Genomic DNA, 25,906 nt, shown 5'->3' on the forward strand with positions numbered 1-25,906 from the left:
CGCGCCGGTGGCCAGCGCCCCTGCAGCTGCTGAACCGGAGGAAACCGCGCCGGTGGCCAGCGCCCCTGCAGCTGCCGAACCGGAGGAAGCTGTGCCGGTGTCCAGCACCCCTGCAGCTGCTGAACCGGAATACACCGCACCAACAGATCGAGACGGCGATGATGAAGAGAGTAATAGCGCCAGTGATCTTGAGGCGTATGCCGCTATGATGGCCTTTGGCGGTGAAACAACTGACTCCGCTCAGCAAAAGCCTGAAAGGATAGCGCCCAGCGAATCTGTAGCTAATACCGCCCCGGCTGAAAATGAAACCGAGGAGAAGAAAAAAACAAACGAAGAACTGGAAAACGGCATACGCTGGGCAACCAACGATAATGCAGAAACGCCCCCAAAAGAACGTATAGACCTGGAAGGGTTAATTGCCCGGTTTGGGTACAGAGCAGAGAAAGACTATACGGCGTATACGCTTGATGGACAGGATGCGTTTTACGATTACGGCTCACATCTGCGTATGGCTACCCCTGAAGCCAGCCAGAGTGACGAGATGATCCTGGCGGCCGTTCTAACCGCGGATAAGCAACATCATCGTGGTATTGAAATCACCGGCAGTGACGAATTTAAAGAGCGAGTGTTTAACCTTATCAGTGAATACAACATTGAGGTGAAACTGACTAACCCAGAACAAAGGGTTAAATTGCTCGAACTCAAAAAAGCAAATGAAACAGCAAAAGAAACGGCAAAAGAAAATGTTGCTGATTCAAATGCGAATAAGCAGGAAGGGGCAAACGAAAAGACAAATTCATCAGTTCAGCAGAATGGAATGCGCTGGGAAGAATCGGCCTCTGTGCAGCCGAAGAAGCAGAATGCATCTGATACTCAAAAGGAAGATAAAGCTGCAGGTGAACCCTGGGAGAAAGGCGTTATCGTCGCGCATGGACGTGCTAAGTATGAGTGGAAAGAAGATGAATCCATGAACTACTTTGTCACCCTCAAAAATGAACATGGAGAGAAGACACTCTGGGGGAAAGACCTTGAGAGAGCGGTTAAAGATGCTGGTGTAGACACAGAACGTCTTGTTACAGTCAGAAAGCTGGGATTTGTGGATGTTGAGGTGAATGCACCTGTCCGTGATGAAAGCAACAAGATCGTTCGTTATGAAACTATCCAGACCAAACGTAATGAGTGGGAAGTAAAGCCTGTATACCCACAGCCAACAGCAGGGAATGAACAGGCCTATAAGCCTTCTGAACTGGTTCCGTATGATGCTGCAACCTTCCAGAAGCTCCGCACAACAATTCAGCAGATTACCGGTGTTGATCTCAGCCGTGAGGCCGTGCCTGAAAAAGAACTGTACTGGTTCTTGCCTAATGGTAAGCCAGCTCCAGAAAGCATGACAAAGCCCACAGGCTATAAACTCCCTCAAGAGTCAAAAACCGCGGGTACACCTTTGCTGATCGCACCGCATAAAAAAGGCGAACGCCCAGATTATTTCCTTGTTGAGTCGCGTAAAGGATTCATGCAGGGGATCGCAAAGGATAAGGAGTCCGGTGAGTACCATAGCGTGATTGGAAAAGTGAACAAGCGTATTGATAAAGACGGAAACTGGAAAACGTATATGACTCTTTCAGCAATCAATAAAAATGCCGAAAGTGGAATTGTTTTGCATGGTTATGGACATGTAGATCAGGGGGGTAAAAATTTGCTTTACAAAAACACAATTGCAAATGAAAAACAGCCTCAGCATTTACAAGCGGCCTCAGATGAGGTAAAAAACAAAACAGTAATGAAGCAGCTTTTTCATCCTTCAAATGCTGCAAAAAGAAAAGATGATGAAAGGAGAGAACAGACTCATGCACCAGTCGCAAAGTCAGCGCCTCGGCCATAAAACAAAAACCCTACTCGTTGCAGTAGGATTTTCCTGCATTTCTGTGAGCTCATTTGCGGCAACACAGACCTGTGCAGCATACGAACTGGCAAAAGCTGGTGCAGATGCTGCCTATAAGCAGGAAGTGGAAAGGATTAACAACGCCGCAAAAAGCGAATCCAGTACGTCTGATTCTCTCGGACAGTGCCTGGGGTCGCTATCGGTATCACTTAAAATCCCACAGTTTCCGTCTATCAGCGACATTATTGATAAGGTGAAGGATGAGGTATGCAATACGGTTAAATCGAAGATTAATGAGAAGTGGGGGAGCCTGACTAATACGACGCTGGACCCGTGGTCAACGATTTCATCCCGACTGCCAGATACGTCAGGTATCCTGCCCAACGCATCTTCTAAAAATGTGCAATTAAACAATCCGGCAGCTGCGAGTGGAAGTGGTGAGGATGCAAACAGTGATGCATTCCCGTTCCATTTGTAACTACCGGAAGAGTCCTTTCGGGATTTTATCGAATAGCTTGCCGGTTCGTATTTCAACGCGGCGGTGTTCCGCCGCGGTTAGTAAACGCATAAATTCTGTGGCAGGTAGAACATCACGTTTTGAGTCTACATACGTATCAAGCGAATCTTCATTCATGAAACGTCTGACAGTATGCAGCCAGTCTTCAGCTGATTTCATATTTTTTGAGCTCATCGTCGCTCATCTCGGCAAACGCTGCAGGTCGGCGACCTTTTCCTGTCCAGGTTATGGACTTTCCATCAACTTCGATCCGGTACTTCACTTTTCCAAAAGTGGATTTACTTTTCGTGGACGGACCAAAGAGATTTTCGAAGATCTGGAGAGCTTCATCAGCCGTAATATTGTGTTCTTCCATGAACCGCTTTGTGGCTGCGGCTTTCTCTTCAGTGGCCTTCTGTTCTTCCTTAAATTTCTCGATCATTCCCTGTGCAATGTCGGACCACATATTAATGAGTTGTTCAAGGTTTTCTGGCGGGATTTTGCGCAAAACGGCGGTGGCTTTTCGTCGTTCGCACATGATAACTGCACAGGATTCGTAATCATTATGTTCGCTCATGTATACCTCATTGTTCATTAACGATCTGCGTGATTTTCTAACACAAACTTTTGAAAAGAGAAACTCTATGAAAACACAAAATGGTGAAAATATTATGGATCAAACTGACTCGGATCAAAACTCAGTCGTTGATGATGACAGCAACGCCCTTGCTCCAGCTCTGGCTGAAGAGAGTAACCGAACGGTACAAGAAATCGTATCGAAACATGGTTTAAAAGTAATTTTGATTCAAACGCTAATCATATTAGTCGCAATCATTATCATTGGTCTTCAGGGTTACTGGCTTCACCAGAAAAAAACCAAATATATTGCAACGAATGGGGGCATGATCACAGAAGTTCATCCAACCGATGAACCCGCTTACACGGCGGAAGAGGTGATGGACTTTGCCAACCGTACAATGATCAAATCGCTTTCACTGAACTTTGTGAATTACGAAAACCAATTAACCAGCGTCCGCGGCGATTTTAGCGCTGAAGGGTACGTTAGTTTCCGTAAAGCGCTGTCCGATAGTGGGCTGCTGAAAGATATCAGTGAAAAACGTCTGAACGTAAAACTTTCCACAACTCCTGGAACCCTGATCACGGAAGGTCTTATCCGTGGCACCAAAACCTATGCCTGGCAATACCGCATTCCGGTGACTGTTCAGCTTGTTGGGCAGGCTCAGGACTACAGACCGCAACCTTACGATTTGATGGTTCAGGTACGCCGCGTAAAAGAAGACGAAGATCCACGGGGTATTCAAGTAGCACAGGCCATTCTCAAACCCCGGAACTACTGAGGTCAATCATGAAGATTAAACTGTTAACTGTACTTATGGCCGCACTGTTTTCGGCAAATTCTGTATCTGCAGCTGATGCGCCGACTGGTAATGGAGCGCCGCAGCAAACGGCGCCAGCTGTGCCTGGTGGTGATATTGCTCAATGGCAGCAGGCCAGTTCCGGGTTGCCCGTAAATCAGCAGTCACAGGTGCAACAGCCTCCACAGCAAACAGCACAGGAACAAGGTCAGCAGCAGGCGCAAGGCCAACAACCACAGGCACAGGCCCAACAGCAGCCAACTACTGCACTGCCTCCTGCACCCATGCCGCAGATTCCTCCACCACAGCAGCAGGTTACTCATGTTAATCCGCAGACACTGGAAGAGTTACCTGCACCTGTTCTGCAGCAGATCCAGCCTATTACCCCTGGTCAGGTGCGGTCTGCCCGCAGCGCAATGGAAGATATGAGCGCGGCGGCCAAAACCTCACCATTAACGCCGATCCCACGAATTTCAAGCCAGACGGTATCACTGTCAGCTGGTGCATCCATTCCGCAGGTACGGGTATTTCCAAACCAGGCAACCACAGTGACGTTTTCAGATGCAACCGGACACCCCTGGGTATTAGGCGCCCCTCCATATAATTCGAGTCCCTGTGCATCTGGTGGTGAACTGTGTGTTGGCTATATTCCAGGATCGGCGGTATTCACAATCCAGCCGACCAATGCCTATGCCAGCGGGAACATCACAGTGCTTCTGAAGGGGCTGGCTACGCCGGTCATTATTAACGTGAAGGGGGCAGAACCCTCCGTTAAATCAAAAACCGTTGATGTTGATTATCGTCTGGATCTCCGTATCCCGAAGCGCAGTCCTGACACACCGGTTTATACCGCTACTCCTGAGAAAAAAATCTCACTGTATGACAAGCAGCTGCAGAGCGTGCTCGATGGCATCCCGCCTGAAGATGCTCAGCGGTTGAAACTTAAAAACGCGCCAGGGAGTACCAAAGTCTGGCAGATCGGTGATGAGCTCTACGTCAGAAGTAACATGCAGCTGCAGGATGAGTTTGAAAAAACGCTTTCCGCTATCGATGGCACACATGTTTACGTGCTGCCGGCAACACCAGTGCTGACTTTTTCGGTTAACGGTCAGGCGCGTGACGTTGAAGTTGAGCTGAATTAAGGGGAACGACGATGGCTACAGATAAAGGTAAAGAAACCAGAAAAATGATGCTCTACGTCGGTGGCGCCGCTGCAGTTGTGGCGCTTCTGGGAGGGTACTGGTTGTTTGGCTCATCAGATGAGCCGGCAACGGGCGGGTCGCAGGTGAAGGCCCAGGGGCTGGAAGGGAAAACTGGCAGGGAAAAAGCTAATGATCCCCAATACAACAAGCTGCTGAATGAGTGGAATGCTGATAACTCAGAAAAAGCGGCTCTCACGGGGGATAGTTTCATATCCACGTTGTCAGCCAGTAACCCGGTGGCCGTTGATTACGGCACCAAAGCACCGCCACCAAAATATTCGTGGGAATCGTCAGCAAAACAGTCGGGCGATAACAGTAAGGCTAATGATGCTGAGCAGAAAGAGCGTGAGCGTCAGGCTAAAGCTGTGGCTACGTTACTGCAGAAAATAGACCAGGCCAGAACACCGGTTGTCACGGGTGTTGCTCTTGCAACCCCTCTGGGAGCAGAGGGTAATGACAAGAACGGCGGCACCTTCTCAGGGTGGACCGATTCGGTCTATCCGCAGAACAAAAAGCCGGATGCTGAAAAACAACAGGGGGCGAAGAATAAGGTCAAAGATAAAGGAGCCCGGCTTGTATCGGCTTACACGCTTGTGCCGGCAGTAATGGATACGGCGATGGACAGTGACGATCAGAACAGTATTGCTATTGCCCATGTTCCAACTGGAGCGCAGGCCGGCGCCAAATTCTATTCTGGCCAAAACCGTCTTGCCGGCGATGGTATTCGAATTCACTTCACCGGCATGGAGCTGAACGGAGTGCAGTGTAAGGTCGATGCGTATGGCGTGGCTTCCGACTCGTTGCGCGCGGCCGTTTCCTCAAATGTAAATAACCGCTGGTTCAGCCGTATTATTCTGCCGGCTGTTGCTAACGGATTAGGCCGAACTGGTCAGCTGTATGCGGACAGCAATTCGCAGATGATTATCACTGACGGCGGGAATGCATATCGTTCAACTGGTACACCTGATGGCAAAGCGGTTGCCGGTACCATTATTGGCGGGATGGGTGAGCAAGCAGGGCGTGTCCTGGCCGACGATGCAGCCCGCCTGCCGATTAAGCAGGTTACGGTTGACCGTAACCAACTCATAGGCATCCAGTTTGTCGCGCCTGTGTATGAAAGCGACTGTGGCGAGAATATGGAAAATGCTTCTGCAGAGCAGGTGCAGCAGCAAGCAACTCCCACACTATCTAGTGTGCAACCTCAGCAGATGCCTCAGCCTCCGGCTCCTAATTACCCTCAGCAAAACTTTCCAAGCTACCCCGGCTACGGGTATGGCACCAATAACCCGTATTACCGTTAAGGAGATTGATAATGAATCTGTTTGAAGATGACAATAAAAACGAAGCAGCTCCTGCCCAGGAACCGGTGTCTGCTAAGCCTGCTGAAAAGCCAAAACCGACAGTGACGCCAGCAGCAAAAGCGAGCAAAAAGCCGCTTAATATCAGTGACTATGCATGGATTGGTGGTATCGCTGTCATCGCTATCCTGCTTTTAGTCTGGTTGTTTGGGGGCTCCGATAGTGATACTGCGCCAGCGACGGGGAATGGGGCGATCCAGTCTTCAGCGCAACGTCCGCGCGTACAGTCTGCCCCTGCAGGGCAGGATTCTGGTGACTTCCGCGAGCAGATTTCCGGGATTCTGCTGCAGCAAAAGGAACGGCTGGACGCGATAGAATCAACTTCTAAAAATGGAATGATGATCCTTTCCAGTCAGTTACAAAGCGCTAATGAACAAATTAAAAATCTGAACAATCAGGTTCAGGAACTGAAAATGAAAGCCGCTGGTTATGGGCCTTCATTTGGTAATCAGAGTGGAACAATTTCCGGTGCAACGTCACAGGCATTACCTTTGTTGAGAGGTTTTTCAATTAATGATTTATCTGGCGATCTTGCTTGGGTAAAATACAAAAACCAGACGTATGCTGTGAAGGTCGGAAGTCAACTTGGCGGAGTCACCATTACAGGTATCGATACTGAAAATAGAATCGTTACAACAAGTAAAGGCCTTATCCGCTAATCAGGACCTAAAAAGGCGAAACTATGGATTTAGAATCGGTATTAATTCAGGTTGCTAACGGTGGTCAGGAACCGCTGACAAGGCTAATCATAGGTGTCGCTGCAATCGTTGGGATCATTGGTGTTATTGGATATCTGATGAGCCTGCGGAAGCAGGCCAGGCATTCTACCAAAGGTGTTGAAGTTGGCAGAATTTTTGCCGGGATCATCTTCTGTGTATGCCTCATCACGCTGAAAGCACAGATGAACTCAGGCGGTGCCACTTTAGGATTTGGCGATGTCAGTTTCGGACCCGTCAGTTATGCGAGCGAATCTACGTTTGGCATGGGAGCCGCAGCAGTCAACGCAGTGCTGGGGATTGTTAGAATTCTCGGTGCATACTTTTTTTACAGGGGTATTAAGGGGTTGAAAGACTCTTACCTTGAGGGCCATACGGAGCTGTCAGCTTCGGGCACGAGAGGGGCATCCATTGTGAAAATTGTATGTGGACTACTTCTGATGTTCGATACACAAACGCTCGATGCGTTGCAGAGCACATTAAACATTCACTGGTAATCAAAAAGGATACTTTATGAAAATTGTTAAATTTATCAAAGACAAGGCGTTATCTGCATCCATCGCAGCGTATCAGCTGCGCGGAACGGTAGCAAAATCGTTAGTGGTATTGCCGCTGGCATTGCTGAGCAAAGAGGCTGCAGCTGAAACGACTATCTGGGAAAAGATCAATACCTTCACGGAAGGTATGGCCAGTACCCAGCCTGGTCTGATTACCGCTGGTAAAGTGGTTGGTGTTGTCTGCTTCATCGTAGGTCTTGTTGCTCTGTGGCTCAAAAACAAACGCGGGAAAGATATCAGTGGCGGCTTCATCTTCTGGTCAATGGTTGTTGGAGCCTGTCTGGTCGGCCTGACCGCATGGATCTCTTCTGTTGGTTCAACTGTTGGTGTTGACGCAACCCTGTAATGTCCTTTCGGCCCCGCCTTGCGGGGCCAATACCGGAGTTCCCCCATGAAAGATTTTAAGCTCACCAGGAATGAACAACCTGCCAGATGCCATGTGTGCGGGATAAAGAGCAAAGATGTTTTCTCCCTCGCAGAAGATGGACAGAAAGAGAGAATGCTTTGCTCTGTATGCCTGTCGCTCGAACACCCGGAGAAAATGAAACTAGAGACTCAAACCGGACTTCTGCTGAAGAGAAATACAAACCGAAAACTCTACAGCCTGTTGTTTCGTTCAATTGCAAAGGCGGAAAAGTCAACGGACGATTCTTACCGTGAAAAGGCACAGAAACTTAAACAGATATTGCTCAGTACAACTGACGTAGTTCTAAACGAAACCGGCAGTGATGATGGATACGATTTACTGCACCTGATAAAAAAACACCATCAGTTACTTCCCATGAATTTTGACGATGAGTTTGTCACTTCTGTCGCAGAGTCAGACGAATTGCCGGATGTAAGTGACTGGAATGAAATTTACAAGGGTAAGAGAGGTTTTAAATGATTTCTTTCTTTGAGGATGTGATCGAAGGTATCTCACGCAATCTTACGTCAAATGACTCGTTAAAATACTGTGATTTGACAACGGTTGTAGGGCTTACGTCGCAGGATCGCGTTGAGCATCCTGAAATCAGGGCTCCGTACATACTGACCACGAAGAACAACGATTTTCTTACCGTTATTGAGATTCAGGGCGCTAAATCATCGTTTGACGAGAAGTCGTTTAATGACTTCATCATGCACCTTTCAAACTCGTTGTCGAATTCCTTTATTAACAGTGGCCATAAGCTGTCTGTGGTGTTTGAGCGCGACTTTACCAAGAACCAGGAAGAGCTGAATAATGTTTATAAACCGCAGGTAGCAGCAATAGAGCGCCTGCAGATAGACATTAAAGACCTGATCGCCGATGACGCAAAAAAAATCGCTGCCCATTACAGCCGTGAACGCGCTTACATCGTGCTGTATACCTCGAAGGGGATGATTGCGAAGGATGAACTTAAAAACGAGCAGGCAAAAGCTGCCGGCGTTATGAAGGATATCCCGCAGACTCGCTTCAGTCAGAACCCAATCGAATTTCAGCTTGAAGGTTTGAAGATCACGCATGACGCGATGCTTTGGCGGCTGATTGGTATGCTTCAGGGGGATGATGAGTCGGGGATGGGGCTTCTGGTTGATGTCCTCGATGTCAAACACGCCGGCGCAATGATGCGTCAGATGCTGTTCCGGAACTCAACATCAGAAAACTGGTACCCTCGCACGCCGTTTGACCAAAATCTGCGAGTCTATGGCGCTCCACGGAAAGGCAATATCGACTCAGTGCTGCCGCCGCGGCTGAATATCCAGATCATGGAAGGGGAACTGGAAGAAGATGGTGGCCTGATTTACTGCGATGGCAAGTATTACGGTTCTGTTGCCCTTGAGTTGCCACCACTTCACCCTGTCAAATTTAAGCAGTTATTCAACGCGATTAACCGGAAAATCCCGTACCGGATAAAATATGACTTTATGGGCGGGGGCAAAAAAGCATTGTTCTGGCCATCAGTGATCGTCTCTTTCCTTCGTTTCATTCCCTCACTCGGTACTATCGCGCGTGATATGGATTATGTCGGGGCCCAGAGCGAAACCGATCCAACGGCTATCATGGCCATCAACTTTGCCACCTGGGGTGACACTAAGGATGAAGCCAAACGCAACCTGGCGGCTTTAACTAAGGCGATTGAAGGCTGGGGTGTATCAGGTGTGTCCAAGACATATGGCAATCCAGGTAGCGCACTGATTGCATCCGTTCCGGGGCTGACGACGGCCACACCTGGCTCATTGCATTATCCGCCGTTGAGTGAAGGCTTGCGGATGTTACCTTTTGAACGTCCGGCCAGTCCCTGGCATGGTAAAGGCAATATCAACTTCATCACGCTCGATGGCAAGCTGTTCCCCTATCAAATCGCCAGTCCCCTGCAGGAGAAATTTACCGATGTCATCACCGGTGTTCCAGGTTCCGGTAAAAGCGTGCTGGCCAACCGCCTTAACCTGAGTTCGATTTACCGGGCTGATAAAAAACTGCCTTATCTGACTATCATTGATAAGGGCTACAGTGCAAAAGGTATCGCCGATCTGATTAGCGCTGAGCTGCCGTCAGAGAAACGTCACCAGATTGCCAGTATCACCCTGAACAATGACGAATCGCACTGTATTAACATCTGCGATACGCAGTTAGGTTCAAGGTATCTGACGCAGTTTGAGGAAGTATTCTTAAAGCAGATGCTTAACGCATTCTGTATTGATCCGGCAATTGGCCAGCCGCCAGATGCAATGAGCGTTGGCCAAATCGTCAGTAAGGTTGTATCAAACGTATACAAAGCAAAAGCGCATTCAAGTGCTAACTTGTTTAAGTATAACGACCCGGTGATTAATGAAGCTCTGAAAGAATCAGGTCTGGATAAAGAGCTCGGTGAAGACTGGTTTGAAAGAGCTACATGGTGGGAAGTCGTTGATAAGCTGTTTGCCAAAAAATATCTTCATGCTGCGACGGTTGCTCAGCGTTATGCTGTGCCAACTATTCACGATTTTATTGCTGAACTACAAACTGAATCATTTAAAAACCAATACGCTGACGTAAAAGTTAATGGGAGTGAGCCTGTAGTAGGCTTCGTTGCACGTTGTTTCCAGGCTGCAGCAGCTGAGTATGCCATTTTCTCTGGGATCACGGTTTATGATTTCAGCCCGGAGACTCGCATTGCGATCCTGGATATGCAAAACGTCCTCGGTGACAGAACGACACCTGCAGGTAAGCTCAAGTCCGGCATTATGTATCTTTTTGCGCGCCAGATGGCTGTGCGTAACTACTACCTGCCTCAGTCCGCAGAAACCTTCATTCCTGCTTTACCGGAGCAGTACAGGGCATATCACCAGGCGCGCATCAGGGAGCTTTCAGAAGAAGTTAAACATACCTTTTATGATGAGTGTCATAACTTTGCCGGCATCGACTTTATCCAAAATGCGCTGAATACCGCTGACCTTGAAGATCGTAAATTCAACGTCCGTACTGCGTTCTCGTCTCAGTATCTGAGCCATATGCCTTCGAGTGTGCTTAAAACCATGAACAGCCTGTTTATGATGCGCCTGACGGAAGGGGATGAAGAGTATCTGAAGCAATTAGAGATCAACATCCCGGCCGATATCCTGCGTCGTTTCAGACAGCTTCCGCAAGGGGTTTATCCGGACGGAAGTGGTACTGCATTCCTCGGTATTTTTAAAACAAAACGTGGTCTTATTTGCCACATTCTGAAAAACACATTAGGTCCAAAACTGCTTTGGGCTTTGAACTCATCTGCAAAAGACAGAGCGCTCAGAGATGTGCTTTATGAAGAGCTTGGAACGAAAAAAGCAAGGGAAGAATTAGCAAATAGATTCCCTATGGGAAGTGCATCAAGTATCATTGATGAAATGGTGGTCAATCAGGGTGGTGAGCGTGATTCTGAAGAAGAATCACAAACTATGGCGATGAAGCTCGCTAAAGAAATCATTTCTGATGTGAGAAGGGGATTCAGATGATAAAAATCGGAAAAGCAAAACGGTCAGTGATGGCCGTTTCAATTCTGGCCTTCAGCGTACAGTCAGCATTTGCCTATACGGTCAACGTTAACAGCAGCATTCCCATCTCAACGCAGGTTATGCCGGCGTTGAGCACAGCTAATGGCCTGTTAGGTAATATCCAGGCCACGCTGATTAACATTGGTACGGCAATCAGCCAGCAGGGCGATCGCCAGGCAGCATTAATGCAGCAGGTGGCTGAAACTAACCGACAGTTCGAAGTCGAGCAAAAACGTAATGACCGGCTGCTGCAGGCACAGGATAAGTACCGTGTTCCGGATGATATATGTGCGCAGTCTATTGGCGGTGGCGCCGCGGGGGTATCCTCTGCGGCCGCTGGCGGTCAGCGAACGCTGGGAAGCGCCAGTTCTGCGAAAGATGTTAAGGCTATTTTTGAAGTGCCGGCACGCGCAACCGACGTGGATGCATCTTCAACGGCCGAAGTTCACAGCCAGTACTGCGACAGTTCGGATTATGCTGCATTTGGCGGGACTTCATTCTGCCCAAGTGTATCTGACATGCCGCGGGCAGATACGTCGCTGAGCTCGTTGCTTTATGGCGCCGGCAAAGAAGGCAAGGCACCTGATCTGACGTTTACAGATGAGCAGACAGATGCGGCGCTGCGCTATATGAAAAATACCGCGTTGCGCAGTGCTGGTCGTCAGCTGAGTCGTGGGGAAGTTAAAGGCGCCAGCGGGCGAATTTACCTGGGCATGATTCAGCAATACCAGGCGCTCACCGACGCGGCCGCACAACCTCAGATGGAAATGATCGCCAACTCTAAACCGAACCCGGCCACTGATGCCGCGCTTGCAGATGCGCGCAAAGTGCCGGAAGTCGAATCCTATTTCCAGGCGACGGCCAGTAACAGGGCGAAACAGCTTAACCGTATGTCTGCCAGAGAGTTTGAGGAATTCGAAGTAGGTCGCCGTTACAGCAACCCTGCTTACCAGGCGACGTTGACCAACAAGAACACCGAAGATTTGATGCGTGAGCAAATCAATATCGCCAATCTGAACAACTGGTTAGTGTTGAAAACCAAACAGCAGCTGGAGAAACAAAATGTGCTGCTTGGCCAGATCCTGGCGAACGACGCATATCAAACATACAAACCGATGCTGGCAGCACAGCTGGAGAGTGTGAACGCGGGAGTATCCAGAAAATGACAGACGAAAATAAAACAGGGGAAGAAGTTACAAAATCCCCCGGCCGCATGAAAAAAGCGGTTTATCATATTACCGGAATTAGTGATATTCAGTTTATGTGGAAATCACTAAGGGAATCTATCAGCCTGCTCAATGAGCGGGCTTCTTTCGTTAAGAAGCAAATCAAAAATTTGGAAGCTCCGGACGAAAAATCAGCTTCGAATCTGTCGTTTGAGGATGTTGTTAAAAAGAGTTCTATCCCCTTAGAACAGCATCTAGCTAAAGCCGGTAAGTATAAAAAATATTGGTTATGTTGCTTCTTTATAGCTGTTTTTGTTGCCCTGTTTTTAATCGCTGGCTGTGTAAAATTGATTGTTAATACTGAATACAATGTAAGCCTTCTGAAGGTGACATTAACACTTGGTTTAATGTTTGCTGTTTGTATCTACTCGTTCGTAAAAGCAATGACTTATGAATTTTTAGGTTGGCAATTACGCAATGAGGCCCATTCTGAAGAAGAATTCGGTACATTGAGACATTTTATTAACGATAACGGTGTGCGCAATACATTTAATTTTGAACAAGCTGGCCAGATTCGGGGGGCGCATGAATAAGTCAAGAAACTCATTGGTCGCATTGTTGCCGCTATCGCTTTTCATTACCCCGGCATATTCTGCAGATCTGGGAATTGATAGTATTACAGAGGCTGCTAAACGGTCTGGTGATTTGTCACGTCAGATGCTGCATACCGTTTTTGGTGAAGTGGTAAATAATCCTTTCAGTCCGTCAGGTGATGGGTTGTTAAATAACGTATTTTTCACAGTGAATGAGGTTATCGCCATATTAGCGCTGATTTATATGGCGATAATCAGTATTAAAAAACTACATCAGGCAGGGCAACTTGGGAAGTTTATAGAGGGTGATGGGAATAATGCCTTCAATTTTGTTAAAACAACATTCGGCTGGCTCCTTTTGGTTCCAACTGTTGTTGGATGGTCCGTTGCACAACTGCTCTTCCTGTGGTGTGGGTCAATCATAGGTGTAGGTTCTGCCAATGTTATTGCAGATAAAACAGCGTCGGAACTAGCGAGTGGCAAAGCTGTTTATATAACGCCAGTTATGCCAGAAATGGCTTCTGTGGCTAAAGGAATGTTCGAAATGAACTTGTGCGCTCTTGGTGTCAATCAAGGGTTAGCTCAGATGGAGGCTTCAGGCCAACATTATGAAAGTAATAGCCAGATGAAGTTTAATACTGGTGATTCTAGTTACTCAATTTCAGTTGACAATGGTTCTGCTGTTTGTGGGACTGTTAAATTACCACAAAAACCTACAGGTTGGACTTCGGTATTCTCCAGTGGTTACGCTGATTCTGTTTATGCAGTTCAACAGCAGGCTACAGACTCGCTTTGGAGTAAGATGAAGAATACAGCAGAGCAATTTAACTCTGCTTATATGTCTAAAATGCGTTCCGGAGATGGGCAGCTGCCTGACGTTGAAACTGCAATTCAGACAGCAGCAAGAGATTACCAACAACAAGTACAGCAAGCTGCAGACAATGCTGCCGGAAGCAATGATATGCTCCAGAAAATGGAGTCGGATATAAAGGAAAAAGGCTGGCTATATCTTGGTATTTATTATCATACCCTGGCAACTGCTAACACTGAGCTGAAGGACGTTGCTAATCTGAAACCTATTGTATCAGGGATAAGTGGTGATGGTGATGTAGGTTCTACGGACTATTATAAAGGTCTGTTCCAGGCATATCATTCACAACTGAAAAACAGTACCTACACTCCCCCTTTAGGTACTGCTGATAATGCTTTAGCTCAGAACATTGACAATAAAGGCATCGAAGAAGCGGCAAAAAGTGGTGATGCAGATTCGTTGATTACCAAAATTTTCAACTTTAATGTTACTTCATGGCTTGCCACTAGAAACTACGGCACTGGCGATGGATACAGCGATGTAACGAATCCCTTGTTGAAAATGAAAGCCATTGGTGATTACACGATGTTTACTGCTGAGAGTGGTCTAGCTGCTTGGGGAGCTGTTAATGTCGCAATGAGTGTTGCAGATGGTAATAACGCTGCTGGAATGGGGGCGGGATTACTTAATTTCTTCACTTCAGGTAAGGATATTATTAAGGGTGTAATTAAAACTGCGGCTCCGATCGTATACATGATTTTAGTCGCTCTGTTCTGTATAGGGTTAACGCTTTCAATTTGGCTTCCATTTGTGCCATTTATCTATTGGTTTGTCGCAATGGCGGATTGGTTAGTTACTTTGCTGACTGGTATCGTTGCATCTTCATTGTGGGCCGCTACCCATATTAACATTGGCCAAACTAATGAGGACCGGTCAACGTATGGATATATTTTCCTGATAGATGTGATGATTCGACCACTGTTGATGGTAATGGGGTTCATTTTTGCATCATTGGCCATTGTGGCTCTTGGCACCGCGCTTAACTATATTTTCAAAACAGCAATGGAAAATGTACAGGCAGATTCAACAACTGGCCTTTGGTCAATGATAGGTATCCTTTTTGTCTATGCAAGGATGTGTACAGGTATGGTCGCTAGGGTATTTGCATTACCTGCAAGGATGCCTAACTACGTCATCAGCTGGATTGGTAACAAGCATAACGATTCAATTCTTGGTGATATGCAGAATCATGTTCACGACCTGTTTGCTGCATTTGGTCGTGGAGCTAAAAATACAGGTGGACGTCCTTCTGGGCCGAAGAACTTCAACCCAACCAATACGGTTGATAAAGACAAAGATGGTATAGCGGGGGCGTGATATGAAAGGATATTCGTATACTGTTGTCGATAACAACATGGCTAAATCAAAAGGTGTTGGCTACTATCTGTCACGCCTGTCTGTAGCCATAAGTATAGTTATTTTAACAATAAGTCTTCCGTTGACTGTATATTCTGGCTTTCTTACTTTAGGTGGAAGCCTGGCATTGGCGTGGTTTGTTGCTCTACTTGTTTTCGATGCCATGCTGATCACATATGTTGTACGCCAGGTAAAAAGTAAGGGAGTCAAAAAGGTCGTTGCAGGCATGAGAGTTTATGGATGCTTTAATCCATCGGCTAAAGAGGAACAATACATGCCGGCTCAGAAAACATATTTTGGTATAGATATGGACTCCGGTGTTGTTGGGATTGCTGCCCTTTATGCTGTACAGGCCTCTATTAAGCAAAAGAGAATTTTGTTTGAGGCCGAGACAATTGAGTCTTGGGAGTATACTGATAGTAAACTTGTCGTAAATCTTCGGAACCGACATGTGCCTACTGTTGAAATAATCTTGCTCAATGCCGGCCTAGCATATCGCCAGCTGGAAATGTTAACCAGGATGCATGAGCAACATAAAAAATACAGGGGTGAAAAATATCTCCAGTGGCGAAAGACTATGCTTGATGAAGGTTGGATGCTACCACGAACGTATTGATGTTTACTTCCAAACCGCCTGAAAAGGCGGTTTTTTCATGTATACTCAGGTGGTTATAGTCGTATGCTGTGGGAGGAAGAGTGAACAGAGTTACTGAGCGCCAGGAACAGAAGAGTAACCCGGAGTTCCAGAGAGAGTACCGGAACCGTATCCGGGAAACACACGACCAGTTAAACCTTTATCTCCCCAAAGATGCAAAAAGAATGTTGATAGAGATCACAAAAGTTAAAAAACTCACTCAGGCTGAAGTCATTGAATTTCTTGTCAAAAGCTATTACGACGGATTGAAATTTGACGATTCTGAAGAGTGATCTTACTATGTAAAAGCGGGTTCGCAGGTATTGCCCCGCTTAGAAACGCATGATATGTTAAGCGGCGTTTACATAACCTTACGGGGTTATTACTGAATTTAGCACGGGAAGAGCGGCCCGGAGATGTACCGCTTAGGAGTGGCAGGAGCCACAAAAAGTAAAACCCCCTGATCCCTGTTGGAAACTTTGGCCGGTCTCTCAGGAATCAGGGGGTGCAAACTGCCCACTGGCAGAAAGGATTATAGCAAATGCGTAACCTATTGCAATACAGCCCGGCCAATATGTGCAGGGGCTGGTGAATCAAAAGAATCCATACCTACAGCTTTCTGACATTGAGTCAGTAGAAGGTCTTTCGCCGGAGTTCATCTCCTGGCTTGAAAGCCAGTCCCCTAAAGAATCGCCCCTGCAGCTGCTTCTCGATGAAGGCACCAAGCCCGTGCGCAAAACCCGCCGTCGTCGCGGTACGCACTCAACGGCGTGTCTCTGCCCGGAGCCCAGCTGGTACCGACCGGACAATTTCAAAAAACTCCCTGGCCAGCTTGGCCATGCCTACAACCGCCTTGTTCGCCGCGATCGCAAAACGGGCGCGTTAAGTCTGCGTATGCGGATCAGCCGCCACCCGTACTTCGTGCAGCTGCGCGAGCAGGCTGGCCGGAAGCGCGACTTCCGCCCGGAGCGGGAGAAATTACTCGATGCGATTGTGCCGCTCCTGGTCAGCACCGTTGACCGGGCTACCCATATCGACACTATCAACCTCAGTAAAATGGCGTGGCAGCTCAGCGAAAAGGACAGCGAAGGGAACGTGATCCGGAAAGTGACGGTACCGCGGGTTTGCCGGCTGCTGCAGCACATGATGGAATTCGGGTTACTGGCGCTGCCTGAAGGCGTCACATGGGACCCGTTTAACCGCAAGTGGTTCCCCAAGCATGTCGTGCTGACGGAACGCCTCTGGAAGATGATCGGTGTTGATCTCGATAAGCTGTATGCGGAGCAGGCCGAACAGGTGGCCGCTGAAGCTGCAGGCTGGATAACCCGTGATGAACATGGCCAGGCGGAAGAAATCTCTGTTAAAGCCGCGCGCCGGCGCTGGTATGAAAAAATGATGCACGCCACGCTGGTTCGCCGGCGTGAAGCCGCCCTGAAGGGTAAGCGCGAGAAGAAGCTGAAAGCGCTGGCAGAACAGCCCTATGACGACCGGGCTTACGCCATGTCCGTTCATCTGATACGGACGCTGCCGAAAGACGAACTGCACGCGCTGTCGCCTGAGCAGTTTACCCAGCGAGTACGCAGCCACCTGTATCAGCTCGATCTGGGGCTGGAGAGGGAATCCGGTCCCCCTGATTATCACTGATTTTCTCCCCCTGTAATTCTCTTACCGCCGCCTGGCGGTTTTCGTGCTGGCCAGCCGGCGCGACCTGCTCAAATTTCCTCCAGTTTTAACGTGTGGCCATCGTGATTTTTTGACGTTCTGGCGCCGCCGGTGGATAACCGGCAGCGAGATCACCACTATCCACAGTTATCCGCAAAGGAGGAAATAAAGTCACCTGCAATCGTGGTCAATGCAAGCTGCAATACACTCTTAACTTCTTTAAAAAGATCTTTATTCAATAAAGAGATCACTGTTATTCAGGCTCAATTTTCTGTGGATTATGGGAATATGCCTGGCCTTTCAGCGCCGCTTCGCGGCACGACGGCCAGAATGGTCGCTATGCTCCAGGTTAGCACCCGGCAAATGCCGGGCAGGGTGGTCAGCAGAAACCTCCAGGGCGGATTCTTCTTTGCCCCACCGTGCTTTTCCCCGCCGAGCCAACGGCTCGGCAGAAAAAAGCATGATGGATGATGTAACTAAGAACACCCCCGTAAGACGGCAGGGCTGCGACACGCACCCCTGACGTCAACGCTACTACCCACGCGCCCGGTGTGCCGCAAACGTCACACCGCCCGCTCGCAGTAGCCAGGGGGTAATGTGGCCACAGCGTCACCTGCAGGGCAGGTCTGGCAGGAAAATCGTCTGCTATGGCGTGCAATGCCTTTCAGGCAATCGACGCCAGTGTCAGCTGTGAGTTTTAAAATTAACAGGGAAAAGAGGATCGATTTAGCCGCGGTTATCCACGTCAGCCGCTCGCAGGCGCGTTAAACAGGGTGAAGACAGGGGAATGTTGCTCTTTTTGCAGTGAAGGCCACAGAGAGCGTTTTAGGCGCTTATTTGAGGAAATGCGATTTCTGCCAGAATGGAGGCACAAAAAAACCCGACTGGTGAGATCGGGTTTTCATGTTTTGCCCCGGATGGAGGCGGGAACACCTAAACAATTGACGGTTAAATATTACGCCATGAGTGCAGTAAATGCAAACCACCCTGAATAGGGTATACTACGCGGGTCAATCTGTTGACGTTCTTCTCCAGCCCCCGCTTACGCGGCGTGAACGGTTTAAAGCCCTGGTTGAAAGACAGGTGGTGCTGTTTCAATGCCCTGGCTGGAGTGGGAACATCTAAACAATTGACGTGAGGTAGCCGCTGTGACAGGCAATGTAAGGGCGATCAGCGGTGTTCCTGCTCTGTATGGAGCAAACGGATGATTAACTTGTTAATCGTCGTTCTGCGGGCAGTTGTTGCAGTGTCTAACGCTGTGATAGCGGTCCTGGAGCTGATCCGGCAGTATTTTGACTGACCGGAAACGTAACTAAAGGCGGGGGGACCACTCCCCGCCTTTTAACAGGGTTACATCTCGATCATCGGGAACAGATCGTCTTCCTGGTGGTAAAGCACGTCGTCCGTTTCCGTTCCATCAAGCCATTCAGCGAACAGTTCAAACAGGCACACCGACATTTCCTCCGGTGAAATTGCGCCACACTGCAGCTCGTAGAAGACCTCAATTTTTTCCAGCAGGCTGTTGGCCGCTTTGTCGTACCCGAACAGCTTGATTGGCGGGAAGTGCATTGCATCCGGGTTCGTTTCCGCCAGTTCATCATCCTTGCGTTCCGGATAGATGCTGTACAGCGTCGCCGGCGATGGCGGTAATACCTCGATAAAGCGGTTTATCCGCATCGGCAGCTCGCTGGAAAACTTCTCATTGTCCGGAATGTAAAACGCGGCGCTGCGTACCAGGGCATCCTGGAAAGAAATTACCCCCTGACCTTCGGTCTGCTTACGCAGCTCACGAATGTTCACGCGGTCCTTTTCACGGATTTGGTACAGATCCCCTTCCCGGACCGTTTTGGAAAACGTGCCGTGTTCCGCTTCCTGCCCGGAGAGCTCTGAATAATAGTCCTGGCCGACGGTTTCGCGCAGTATTTCAAAGGTTTTCCGGTCTTCAATCGACTCAAAATATTTCACGCGGGTGTTGGCGATCAGCGAATCCACCTCGCCGTTCGCGCCGCGGGCGAGTGACGGGTGATCCTGGGAGGAAAATACGCCCATTTTTTCCAGTGAACGCATCTGCGCACTCAGCGTATCCATACCGCTGGTGAAATACTGGCCCAGCTCGTCATAAATAAGCCCGTATGGCGCCTGATTATTCAGCGCGTGAGTGAGCAGGACTTCCTCTTTTTTCCCTTCCAGCTGGTAGCCCAGGTCCTTACTGATGGTCATTCGCTGCAGCGTCACATATAAACGGCCAAGCGTGGCCGCTTCACCGCGTGACAGCTCCAGCGACGGGATCATGACGATGAGAATGCGGTCATTGTGGAAAATATCGTCCATCCGGATATCGCCGCTGTCTTCCGGAAAAACATGGCCATAAGTTTCATTGAACAGGGAGAGCGTCTTCAGGAACTGACGGCTCATGTAGTTATGCTGTTCGAAGGCGCGGGCTTCCCACGTTTCCGGGTATTCCGCGTTGGCCAGCAGGAAGCCTGGTGTATTTTCCAGATAACTTTCCAGCGCGGCGTAACCCTCGCTGTGCCAGCCGTTTTTCTTTGCCTCAACGTACAGCGCGGCCATTGCCGGCAGCGACATGTTTTTCTGAATAGTGCGCTGTGACAAAAGCAGTTCGCCGCGGGCGCGCTTATAACACAGGGCATTGATCAGCGCCGACATCATGGCTTTTGCCGTATCCTGCCACTGTGCCGAATCCCCGCCCACCTGGGGGAGCATGGATTCCATCAACTGGATGATGAAGGTCGGCGGGGCAACGCTGAAGAGGTTGACTGAGTTGGATTGCGCGGGGATGCTTTCCTGCTTCACCAGGTTCACGAACCTGTCAATACTGCCGGTCAGCAGGTTGAGGACGTAATAATCATCCTCACGGCCGAAACGGCGCGCCAGCGACCAGGTGGCGAAGGCCAGCTTGTTATCTGCTTTACCGTCTGAGAGGCAGTAGCCACGGCACCACAGCAGGAAGTTAACGATAAACCCATAGAAGGTTTCGGTTTTACCCGACCCGGTGGTACCAAAAAATACCATGTGGCGCAGCAGGTCCGTCATGTTCAGCCACAGCTCGCGGCCGAACAGGCGTCCCCGCTCATACCCGACATATAAAATTCCCTTCGCTTTCTTTCGCTCCCGGACCTTATGCGGGATGCGAATGGGCCCCAGACGGTATTCCGCCTGGGTTTCCGTGGTCAGGGTGTCGTCGAACATTTCGCAGTCTTTCGGCATTCGCAGCGGTGGCCGGAATTTACGATCCGTGAATGCCACCATCAGCGGCGGTAGGATGAGGATGCTCAGCAGCATGGTAAAGGGGAGAAACAGACCCAGCACGGTCAGTATGGCCAGCAGGCCAAACTGTACGTTCGGAGTGAGGAACCACTCCATGAACGAACCATCCGGGCGGATGACTTTTTTACTGTCTACAGATTCCTGTTGCATAGCGGCTCCGGGTTATTCTCCTATCGCCTGCTGCAGGCGGGCATCGTCTTTGACGACGGAAACCGGGATCACATCACCCGAATCGGCAACGATGGACGGGGTGCCGATAAACCCGAATTTCGCAAATGCCATATTGTTCGCGTCAACCAGGCGGGCGCCGGTGGTATCCGGGGCTGTTTTCGGATCGTCAATTTTCGGGTTCATGGTGGTGTATCCCATGTTAATCGTGTCTTCCCAGCTTTTCAGTCGGGTATCTTTCCCGGTATCAAGTACAGGAGCGGCGCGGACCATCGAGCGCAGGTCGCCATAAACGGACACGGGGAAAATCTCGACGTTATAGCGTTTGCTCAGTTCCTGCAGTCGGGGTTCCAGCGCGCGGCAGTGCGGGCACATCGGATCGGAAAACACATACAGGGTGTGTTTATGCCCGGTTGAAAGCGAGATCGTAAAGCGTCCGCTGGTGACGGCATCTTTCAGTGACAGCAAGTCGTTATCAGTCAGTTTTTTAGGGGCTTCAGGTGCTGCCTGAACCTGCAGCTGCTCCGGCGCAGTGGCCGGCTGCTGCAGACCCGGCGCGGGAGCATACGAGTTTGCCTGCAGTGGCTGTGCCGGCTGATGCATATTCATCAACGCGCCGTTGATGGAGACGATAAAGCCCAGCGCGGCAACTGGCCAGAAGATAAAGTTAGACAGCCGGCGCACGGCATTGAGTCCGCGCTGCTGTTTCAGCTTTTTACGGATATTGTTCAGCGCCTCGATGGCCTGATATTCGTTTTCAAAGCGGAACAGCTGCACCGCTTCACCAGAAAACGTATTGTGCGTCAGGATGTGGCCGCTGCCGGCATCATGGCCAAGTCCAAAATGACAGGCTGACAGGGGGAAGGAGTGCAGGGCTTGTTCCTGGTAGTTTCCGTCAGCGGAAAGATAAAGTGTGTTGCGATCGGTTTTTACGGTGAGTTTCATACTTCCTCGCTTAGAGTTCCAGGTGATCGGGACGGGTTGCCGGCTGAGGTTTAGCCGGCGTCGGTTCATCGTCTGTCAGTCGCAGACTGTTGTTCGGGGTGTCGTGCGGAGCTGCAGGCGGCGTAGCCGGCTCGTCTTCCGCTTCAGCGTCAGATTCAAATGCAAATGGCGGTATAACATCTTCCTGCCAGTGAGCGACCGGAATGGCGGGATCGCGGCGGTCAATATGGCGGTAATGGAGCAGATCCAGCTCAAGGCCCAGCACGGCCGCCCGCACGGTCGGCGGGAATTTCGCCGCCTTTTCTTCATCGAGCGTCAGCCGGTAACTTTCGCACTGACTCCAGGCAATAACGCCACCGCCCTCAATGAAGAACTTCCCGCGGCCGGCGCTTGAAAGTGCATACCATAACGTGCGGTCCACGCCTTTCAGCCACCGGAAATTTGCGGATGGCAGCTGCAGGTCATCATCGAACAGCGCGTAGAGTAGCGAACGGGAGCTGCGGCGCCCCTTTGCAAATTCTCTGAACGCTTCGCACTGGCTGGCGACGGTCCAGAGCCCGGCGGCCAGCGAATAATCAGGGAAGCCGTCTTTGGTCCGCAGGCAGGAACGGTTGAGATCGTCGAGAATGGATTTAGCCGTTGGCCGGTCGCCCATAAACCGCAGATGTACAAACGAGGCAGCGAGTGCTTTTTCCCAGGGCGCCAGGGAAAGGGCCGCCCCTTCGGGAGCCAGGTTTACCTGTGACAGGAAGACCTTATGTGCGGCTTTTTTACGGAGGCGGCGTTTAGCGGTATCAATCAGGTTATGTTCCTGGGCAAACTCAACAGGTGACTGCGCGCTGCGTGCTTCTTCCGGATCTTCATTCAGCAGCAGCTGATCGAGGTGGCCAAACCGGGCGAGGATATGGGCGATCCCCGGATAGTTTTTTACCATCACCCAGGGCAGGTTCCGGATGGTCAGTTTACGGGTCAGACGGTAGTAAGGATTGCGTGAGATAACCCAGACGAACAGCCCGATGATTAAAATGAACAGGGGAAAGAGCACGCTGGCCGTGTCGTTCATCACGCTGATAAAGTCCCACAGCGAAACCTGGTGGTTATACCGCGCCGCCGACAGCAGCATGTCCCGGCGCTCGGCCGCATTACCCGGTGTAATATGGGAAAAAGACAGAAGATTTGTCGTATCTCGCGTACTGAAACCAGAAAAAGAAAGAGCACAATTATCACTTTTAGAAGGTTCCGAATACGACTACTTTTTCTTTGTAACAAATACTACCTTGCTTTCTGAAAAAGTAGTTATATACTATGAAAAGCGTGGTAATGCTGAAAACTATATCAAAGAAGCCAAATACGACATGGCGGTGGGTCATCTCTTGCTAAAGTCATTTTGGGCGAATGAAGCCGTGTTTCAAATGATGATGCTTTCATATAACCTATTTTTGTTGTTCAAGTTTGATTCCTTGGACTCTTCAGAATACAGACAGCAAATAAAGACCTTTCGTTTGAAGTATGTATTTCTTGCAGCAAAAATAATCAAAACCGCAAGATATGTAATCATGAAGTTGTCGGAAAACTATCCGTACAAGGGAGTGTATGAAAAATGTCTGGTATAATAAGAATATCATCAATAAAATTGAGTGTTGCTCTGTGGATAACTTGCAGAGTTTATTAAGTATCATTGCAGCAAAGATGAAATCAATGATTTATCAAAAATGATTGAAAGGTGGTTGTAAATAATGTTACAATGTGTGAGAAGCAGTCTAAATTCTTCGTGAAATAGTGATTTTTGAAGCTAATAAAAAACACACGTGGAATTTAGGTTTCATTCTGGCGACGTCCGTATTTGCCTTTCGGAAGCATAAAATCGGACGCGTTGTGGCTCGCTTCAGGTAAAATATTGACTATTCATGTTGTTGTTATTTCGTCTCTTCCAGAATAAGGAATCCCATGGTTAAAAAATCACTGCGCCAGTTCACGCTGATGGCGACGGCAACCGTCACGCTGTTGTTAGGAAGTGTGCCGCTGTATGCGCAAACGGCGGACGTACAGCAAAAACTTGCCGAATTAGAGCGGCAGTCGGGAGGCAGACTGGGTGTGGCATTGATTAACACAGCAGATAATTCGCAAATACTTTATCGTGCTGATGAGCGCTTTGCGATGTGCAGCACCAGTAAAGTGATGGCCGCGGCCGCGGTGCTGAAGAAAAGTGAAAGCGAACCGAATCTGTTAAATCAGCGAGTTGAGATCAAAAAATCTGACCTTGTTAACTATAATCCGATTGCGGAAAAGCACGTCAATGGGACGATGTCACTGGCTGAGCTTAGCGCGGCCGCGCTACAGTACAGCGATAACGTGGCGATGAATAAGCTGATTGCTCACGTTGGCGGCCCGGCTAGCGTCACCGCGTTCGCCCGACAGCTGGGAGACGAAACGTTCCGTCTCGACCGTACCGAGCCGACGTTAAACACCGCCATTCCGGGCGATCCGCGTGATACCACTTCACCTCGGGCAATGGCGCAAACTCTGCGGAATCTGACGCTGGGTAAAGCATTGGGCGACAGCCAACGGGCGCAGCTGGTGACATGGATGAAAGGCAATACCACCGGTGCAGCGAGCATTCAGGCTGGACTGCCTGCTTCCTGGGTTGTGGGGGATAAAACCGGCAGCGGTGACTATGGCACCACCAACGATATCGCGGTGATCTGGCCAAAAGATCGTGCGCCGCTGATTCTGGTCACTTACTTCACCCAGCCTCAACCTAAGGCAGAAAGCCGTCGCGATGTATTAGCGTCGGCGGCTAAAATCGTCACCGACGGTTTGTAATAGCGGAAACGGAATGGGGAAACTCATTCCGTTTTTGTTTATCGCCTTAGACGGCAAAAGTGCTGTCGCCCACCTGCGCTTGCGCATACCAGGCCATAAGCTCCGTGGTTCCTGGTTCTCCTTCCGCTGGAGCCCAGTGCGCATAGTCATCGGCAGCCACGGGTTGATAGCCACCGTGTTTTACTTCAAAAATTATGCCACCGGTATCCAGCGACAGCACGGCATGCCAGGTTCCTGCGGCCATCTCCAGCACCGTACAGGTTTCCCCCAATATCGCCCGATGGGTGACGGTACCCCGATCGTCAAAATTCAGCACCACGAAACGACCCCTTAATGGCAACAGTAGCTCGAAGGTGTGAGGGTGTCGGTGCGGGCGCACGTAGGTCCCAGGTTCCATGGCAATAGCCAGACGTTGGACCGAATCGCTTAATTCTGGATGGAAATTACGGTGCGCGCGGAGCCGAGGCGATTGCACAGCCGCTGCGCTCTGTTGCTGCATATCGCTCATGGTAATTTGTTTCATCAGGATGACCTTGTCGATTAATGAATTGGGGGGGATTACCGTATGACGTCAGGGTGACAGAACCCGCAGAGCAAGTGAAGAACTGGGTTTGCCAATTTTTCCCTATCCTGATTTACTGAAATGGTATTGACGGTAGTGCTGATATTCAGGCCACTTTTTTAGTTGATAAAAGTCTGTAATTCTTTTTACCGTCTGGGAAAAATTTACGGTGGTAATCACCCCCCAATTATTTCAGTATGAGTAAACTTGGTCTGACAGTTACCAATGCTTAATCAGTGAGGCACCTATCTCAGCGATCTGTCTATTTCGTTCATCCAT

At 49.4% G+C, this 25,906-nt stretch carries 25 protein-coding genes and 1 pseudogene; 20 read left to right on the top strand and 6 right to left on the bottom strand.

Going from position 1 to position 25,906, the window contains the following annotated elements; genetic code table 11:
• Positions 1-1,882, top strand: a 1,882-nt coding sequence (locus tag ACOT1A_RS23610) for an LPD7 domain-containing protein (protein WP_228705544.1), incomplete at its 5' end; no start/stop codon positions are given.
• Positions 1,848-2,360, top strand: coding sequence for a hypothetical protein (locus ACOT1A_RS23615; RefSeq protein WP_011091071.1), 513 nt, complete (start codon positions 1,848-1,850; stop codon positions 2,358-2,360). The genes ACOT1A_RS23610 and ACOT1A_RS23615, both read left to right, overlap by 35 nt.
• On the opposite strand, the gene ACOT1A_RS23620 is transcribed toward ACOT1A_RS23615, so the two are convergent.
• Positions 2,361-2,573 (bottom strand): Hha/YmoA family nucleoid-associated regulatory protein, encoded by a 213-nt coding sequence (locus ACOT1A_RS23620; RefSeq protein WP_305953721.1) that lies wholly within the window; start codon positions 2,571-2,573, stop codon positions 2,361-2,363.
• Positions 2,545-2,955: an H-NS family nucleoid-associated regulatory protein gene (locus tag ACOT1A_RS23625; protein WP_004187465.1), complete on the bottom strand. Its 411-nt coding sequence runs from the start codon at positions 2,953-2,955 to the stop codon at positions 2,545-2,547. Before ACOT1A_RS23625 ends, ACOT1A_RS23620 begins: the two co-directional genes overlap by 29 nt.
• A gap of 67 nt (positions 2,956-3,022) precedes the next feature.
• Here ACOT1A_RS23625 and ACOT1A_RS23630 point away from each other — a divergent pair, with 67 nt between their 5' ends.
• The 16 genes from ACOT1A_RS23630 (at position 3,023) to dqlB (ending at position 19,141) form a co-directional block, all read left to right on the top strand.
• Complete coding sequence (locus ACOT1A_RS23630; RefSeq protein WP_004187467.1) at positions 3,023-3,736, top strand: DotI/IcmL family type IV secretion protein; 714 nt, start codon at positions 3,023-3,025, stop codon at positions 3,734-3,736.
• A gap of 8 nt (positions 3,737-3,744) precedes the next feature.
• The gene (locus ACOT1A_RS23635; protein WP_004187471.1) at positions 3,745-4,896 is read left to right on the top strand and encodes a DotH/IcmK family type IV secretion protein; all 1,152 of its coding nucleotides are present in this window, start codon (positions 3,745-3,747) and stop codon (positions 4,894-4,896) included.
• 11 nt (positions 4,897-4,907) lie between these two features.
• Positions 4,908-6,257 (top strand): conjugal transfer protein TraO, encoded by a 1,350-nt coding sequence (gene traO, locus ACOT1A_RS23640; protein ID WP_004187474.1) that lies wholly within the window; start codon positions 4,908-4,910, stop codon positions 6,255-6,257.
• Between the two features lie 11 nt (positions 6,258-6,268).
• Entirely contained in the window at positions 6,269-6,973 is a 705-nt protein-coding gene (gene traP / locus ACOT1A_RS23645) for a conjugal transfer protein TraP (RefSeq protein ID WP_015060002.1), read from the top strand.
• Between the two features lie 23 nt (positions 6,974-6,996).
• Positions 6,997-7,527, top strand: coding sequence for a conjugal transfer protein TraQ (gene traQ / locus ACOT1A_RS23650; RefSeq protein ID WP_004187478.1), 531 nt, complete (start codon positions 6,997-6,999; stop codon positions 7,525-7,527).
• A gap of 16 nt (positions 7,528-7,543) precedes the next feature.
• A complete protein-coding gene (locus ACOT1A_RS23655) occupies positions 7,544-7,933 on the top strand; it encodes a DUF6750 family protein (protein WP_004187479.1) in 390 nt (129 codons plus the stop codon).
• Between the two features lie 45 nt (positions 7,934-7,978).
• Positions 7,979-8,473, top strand: coding sequence for a hypothetical protein (locus ACOT1A_RS23660; RefSeq protein ID WP_004187480.1), 495 nt, complete (start codon positions 7,979-7,981; stop codon positions 8,471-8,473).
• Entirely contained in the window at positions 8,470-11,520 is a 3,051-nt protein-coding gene (locus ACOT1A_RS23665) for a hypothetical protein (protein WP_004187482.1), read from the top strand. The genes ACOT1A_RS23660 and ACOT1A_RS23665 overlap by 4 nt, the downstream gene beginning before the upstream one ends.
• Positions 11,517-12,725, top strand: coding sequence for a conjugal transfer protein TraW (traW, locus tag ACOT1A_RS23670; protein ID WP_011091082.1), 1,209 nt, complete (start codon positions 11,517-11,519; stop codon positions 12,723-12,725). The genes ACOT1A_RS23665 and traW overlap by 4 nt, the downstream gene beginning before the upstream one ends.
• Positions 12,722-13,318: a TraX-like protein gene (locus ACOT1A_RS23675; protein WP_138978268.1), complete on the top strand. Its 597-nt coding sequence runs from the start codon at positions 12,722-12,724 to the stop codon at positions 13,316-13,318. The genes traW and ACOT1A_RS23675 overlap by 4 nt, the downstream gene beginning before the upstream one ends.
• Positions 13,311-15,506, top strand: a complete 2,196-nt coding sequence (locus ACOT1A_RS23680; RefSeq protein ID WP_015062834.1) for a DotA/TraY family protein — start codon at positions 13,311-13,313, stop codon at positions 15,504-15,506. Before ACOT1A_RS23675 ends, ACOT1A_RS23680 begins: the two co-directional genes overlap by 8 nt.
• A 1-nt stretch (position 15,507) precedes the next feature.
• Entirely contained in the window at positions 15,508-16,161 is a 654-nt protein-coding gene (locus ACOT1A_RS23685) for a hypothetical protein (RefSeq protein ID WP_044706695.1), read from the top strand.
• Positions 16,162-16,229: 68 nt separating this feature from the next.
• Entirely contained in the window at positions 16,230-16,472 is a 243-nt protein-coding gene (gene repC, locus ACOT1A_RS23690; RefSeq protein ID WP_023893611.1) for an IncL/M type plasmid replication protein RepC, read from the top strand.
• Positions 16,473-16,720: 248 nt separating this feature from the next.
• Complete coding sequence (gene repB, locus ACOT1A_RS23695; protein ID WP_011154478.1) at positions 16,721-16,771, top strand: IncL/M-type plasmid replication leader peptide RepB; 51 nt, start codon at positions 16,721-16,723, stop codon at positions 16,769-16,771.
• Positions 16,768-17,823: a plasmid replication initiator RepA gene (gene repA, locus ACOT1A_RS23700; protein WP_015060006.1), complete on the top strand. Its 1,056-nt coding sequence runs from the start codon at positions 16,768-16,770 to the stop codon at positions 17,821-17,823. The genes repB and repA overlap by 4 nt, the downstream gene beginning before the upstream one ends.
• A gap of 1,222 nt (positions 17,824-19,045) precedes the next feature.
• Complete coding sequence (gene dqlB, locus ACOT1A_RS23705) at positions 19,046-19,141, top strand: DinQ-like type I toxin DqlB (RefSeq protein ID WP_004206884.1); 96 nt, start codon at positions 19,046-19,048, stop codon at positions 19,139-19,141.
• Positions 19,142-19,191: 50 nt separating this feature from the next.
• Here the strand turns inward: dqlB and ACOT1A_RS23710 are convergent, their stop codons facing one another.
• The 3 genes from ACOT1A_RS23710 to ACOT1A_RS23720 are packed head-to-tail and all read right to left on the bottom strand — an operon-like array spanning position 19,192 to position 23,305.
• Positions 19,192-21,279, bottom strand: a complete 2,088-nt coding sequence (locus ACOT1A_RS23710; protein ID WP_004187443.1) for a hypothetical protein — start codon at positions 21,277-21,279, stop codon at positions 19,192-19,194.
• A gap of 12 nt (positions 21,280-21,291) precedes the next feature.
• The gene (locus ACOT1A_RS23715) at positions 21,292-22,242 is read right to left on the bottom strand and encodes a DsbC family protein (protein ID WP_004187441.1); all 951 of its coding nucleotides are present in this window, start codon (positions 22,240-22,242) and stop codon (positions 21,292-21,294) included.
• 10 nt (positions 22,243-22,252) lie between these two features.
• A complete protein-coding gene (locus ACOT1A_RS23720) occupies positions 22,253-23,305 on the bottom strand; it encodes a conjugal transfer protein TrbA (RefSeq protein ID WP_421625536.1) in 1,053 nt (350 codons plus the stop codon).
• A gap of 94 nt (positions 23,306-23,399) precedes the next feature.
• Here ACOT1A_RS23720 and ACOT1A_RS23725 point away from each other — a divergent pair.
• Together ACOT1A_RS23725 and ACOT1A_RS23730 are read left to right on the top strand one after the other, a co-directional pair.
• Positions 23,400-23,855: pseudogene (locus ACOT1A_RS23725) on the top strand (transposase); the annotation flags it as partial.
• A 334-nt stretch (positions 23,856-24,189) separates the two neighbouring features.
• Positions 24,190-25,065 carry an extended-spectrum class A beta-lactamase CTX-M-3 gene (locus tag ACOT1A_RS23730; protein ID WP_011091028.1) on the top strand — a complete coding sequence of 292 codons (876 nt, stop codon included), beginning with the start codon at positions 24,190-24,192 and terminating at the stop codon, positions 25,063-25,065.
• 46 nt (positions 25,066-25,111) lie between these two features.
• On the opposite strand, the gene ACOT1A_RS23735 is transcribed toward ACOT1A_RS23730, so the two are convergent.
• A complete protein-coding gene (locus ACOT1A_RS23735; protein WP_013023839.1) occupies positions 25,112-25,588 on the bottom strand; it encodes a WbuC family cupin fold metalloprotein in 477 nt (158 codons plus the stop codon).
• Positions 25,589-25,906: the final 318 nt, after the last annotated feature.

The organism is Enterobacter cloacae complex sp. SYL003 (assembly GCF_049236925.1).
GTDB lineage: Bacteria > Pseudomonadota > Gammaproteobacteria > Enterobacterales > Enterobacteriaceae > Enterobacter > Enterobacter intestinihominis.